This window comes from Stenotrophomonas sp. TWI700, assembly GCF_039673645.1.
GTDB classification, from domain to species: Bacteria; Pseudomonadota; Gammaproteobacteria; order Xanthomonadales; family Xanthomonadaceae; genus Stenotrophomonas; species Stenotrophomonas maltophilia_AA.
Genome location: NZ_JBDJMB010000064.1, coordinates 1 through 607 on the forward strand (window position 1 = coordinate 1; position 607 = coordinate 607).

1 protein-coding gene is annotated in these 607 nt (G+C 62.4%); it reads left to right on the forward strand.

The window, feature by feature from the left end:
* A partial coding sequence (locus ABE473_RS18840) for a hypothetical protein (RefSeq protein ID WP_346490538.1) occupies nt 1-344 on the forward strand: 344 nt, incomplete at its 5' end.
* Nucleotides 345-607: the final 263 nt, after the last annotated feature.

A 607-nucleotide genomic window follows, 5' to 3' on the forward strand; every position in this document is an offset into this window, starting at 1 on the left:
TGGGGGGGGTGTGTTGGGGGGTGGTGGCCCCCGGCAACTGTTTGTTCCTGTTTGGGTGGTTTGTGACAAACCTGCCAACCCCACGGTCCCGCCAACCCACCCGTGCCCACCCTTTGACAGGGGGCTGGTGGGCGATGGAAGGTCCAAAGCAGAAAGCAGAAAGCAGAAAGCAGAAAGCAGAAAGCAGAAAGCAGAAAGCAGCCGAGCTGGCGCTGCGCTGCTCGCTTCTCGAATCTGATTGCTCACCGCTAAGCGCACACCGCTCAGCGCTCGGCACTCAGTACTCAACGCGCGACGTCAGCACCAGCACCGATGCCGATGCCGATGCCGATGCGATTGGCTGAAAAAGTAATGCGACGACCGCAGGGCGTGCCGGCGCTCATCGTCGTCGCGCGGCATCTGCGTTTGTTTTCTCATAGGCGACCGACCCATTGTCGAGGGGCGGGGGTGTGTGGGTTGGCGGGACCATGAGCGCCATGGATGGCGCGACATGAGCCTTATCTGTTCGGAATCTGGCAGCTTAGGTGCCGAGAGCCGGCGTGGGCCGCCGTACGAGCCTGGATCTGAGCGATCGCCATGGAGCTTGGCGCCCACGCCGGAATCTCCC